Origin of the sequence: Albidovulum sp., assembly GCF_049646345.1 — a bacterium.
In the GTDB taxonomy this organism is placed as follows: domain Bacteria; phylum Pseudomonadota; class Alphaproteobacteria; order Rhodobacterales; family Rhodobacteraceae; genus Albidovulum.
The window spans coordinates 1-1,994 of record NZ_JBARVQ010000507.1 but is presented as its reverse complement, the minus strand read 5'-3'; the positions used below and the strand labels follow the sequence as shown (position 1 = coordinate 1,994).

Here is a 1,994-nt window from a genome sequence, read left to right as displayed (position 1 = left end):
TCCACAAGGTGACCTGCCGCCAGGATAAATGGACCTATGACATCTATCCGGATGCCGTTCTGAAGGATGCAGTTCTCGTTACCGATTGCCGTCTGACCATTCATGCAGGTGCCACGATCCAGAATGCGGTGATCTTCGTCGACAATGACGACGCCACTGCGGTGCGGGCACCGTCGGGTGTAACGATCGGTTTGAATGACCATTGCGCCGAAGGCGGGGATGTTCAGATCGTGACGCGGGGCGGTGTCAACTTTGCCTCCAGCGCGGAAATCTATGGCAGCCAGATCATCGCGGCCAAGGACATCTCTCTGACCGCCAATGCGAACGGGCTTGAGGGCGTTTCTCTCGTCGCTGGCGGTAAGCTCGATGTGACGTCGAACGGTTCTTACGGCTTCTGCGACGGCGGCGGCATGACCAACAATTATGAGGCCGCATATTTCCGGCTTGCGAAGTAATCCCAAACCGGCCCTTAGCTCCGGCCGGTAAACCCATCGTCTTGCGACGACACCTTTTGCGGCCGGAGTTCCCTCGCTCCGGCCCTTTTTCTTGTCCGCGACTTGCTTGCGACCTTCTTTGTCGCGATCCGGCGGGGAAAGTGCCGATAGGCATTGAAATCTCTCCGCTGTGCCGGTTCAGTGGAGCGGGCAGGGAGGACGATGATGCGCTATTCCGGGTTCAAGGTCATTTCCGAAGGGCTCTTTGGTAACAAGGGCTGGAAACCGGCCTGGCGCGATCCCGATCCGAAGTCTGAATATGAGGTCGTGATCATCGGTGGTGGCGGGCATGGCCTTTCGACAGCCTACTACCTCGCCAAGAACCACGGCATCACCAATATCGCCGTGTTGGAGAAAGGCTATCTTGGCGGCGGCAATGTCGGGCGCAATACCACCATTGTCCGGGCCAACTATTTCCTGCCGGGCAATCAGGAATTCTATTCCCATTCCCTGAAACTGTGGGAGGGGCTGGAGGCCGACCTCAACTACAACGTCATGCATTCGCAGCGAGGCCTCATCAACCTCTTCCACTCTGACGGTCAGCGCGACGCATTCGCCCGGCGCGGCAATGCAATGATAAATCAAGGTGACGATGCGGAGCTTCTGGACCGCGAGGGCGTGCGCCGCCATCTGCCCTATCTCGATTTCGAACAGACGCGGTTCCCGATTTATGGCGGCCTTCTCCACCGCCGTGGCGGCACCGCACGGCATGACGCAGTCGCCTGGGGTTATGCGCGGGGCGCCGATCAGCGCGGCGTCGATCTGATCCAGAATTGCGAGGTGACGGGGATCGACATCGTGGACGGTCGCGTAACCGGCGTGCAGACCACGCGCGGCGCGATCCGGGCCAAGAAGGTCGGCATCATCGTCGCGGGCCGCTCGGGGCAGGTGGCTGCGATGGCGGGGATGCGCCTGCCAGTCGAAAGCCACATCCTGCAGGCTTTTGTGACCGAGGGGCTGAAGCCCGTGATCGACCATGTGGTCAGCTTCGGCATGGGCCATTTCTATATCTCGCAGTCCGACAAGGGTGGCCTCGTCTTCGGCGGCGATCTGGATTTCTATTCCTCCTACGCCGCGCGGGGCAACTTGCCGATGGTCGAGCATGTGATGGAGGCGGGCATGACGCTGATGCCGATGATCGGCAAGGCCAAGGTGCTGCGCTCATGGGGTGGCATCATGGACATGACGCCTGACGGATCACCTATCATCGACAAGACCGATGTCGGCGGGCTCTATATCGACTGCGGCTGGAACTACGGCGGGTTCAAGGCCGTGCCCGCGTCGGGCTGGTGCATGGCCCATCTGATGGCGACCGGAGAGTCCCACGACGTCGCTCGCCGCTTCCGCCTGAACCGTTTCGCCACGGGCCATCTTCTCGATGAAGAAGGCACCGGGTCGCAGCACAACCTGCATTAGGGGGCCGTCATGCGTATCCTTTGCCCCCTCTGCGGCGACCGTGACCGGCGGGAGTTCTATTATTACGGCGACGCGGTCTATGCC

Annotated in this window: 1 protein-coding gene and 1 pseudogene; both read left to right on the top strand. The window is 60.7% G+C overall.

Annotation, left to right across the window (positions count from 1 at the left end; all coding sequences use genetic code 11):
• A pseudogene (locus WBB85_RS12900) lies at nt 1-455 on the top strand (hypothetical protein); the annotation flags it as partial.
• Nucleotides 456-659: 204 nt separating this feature from the next.
• On the top strand, nt 660-1,910 hold the full coding sequence (locus WBB85_RS12895) for a sarcosine oxidase subunit beta family protein (RefSeq protein ID WP_432639012.1): 1,251 nt from the start codon (nt 660-662) through the stop codon (nt 1,908-1,910).
• Nucleotides 1,911-1,994 lie beyond the last annotated feature (84 nt).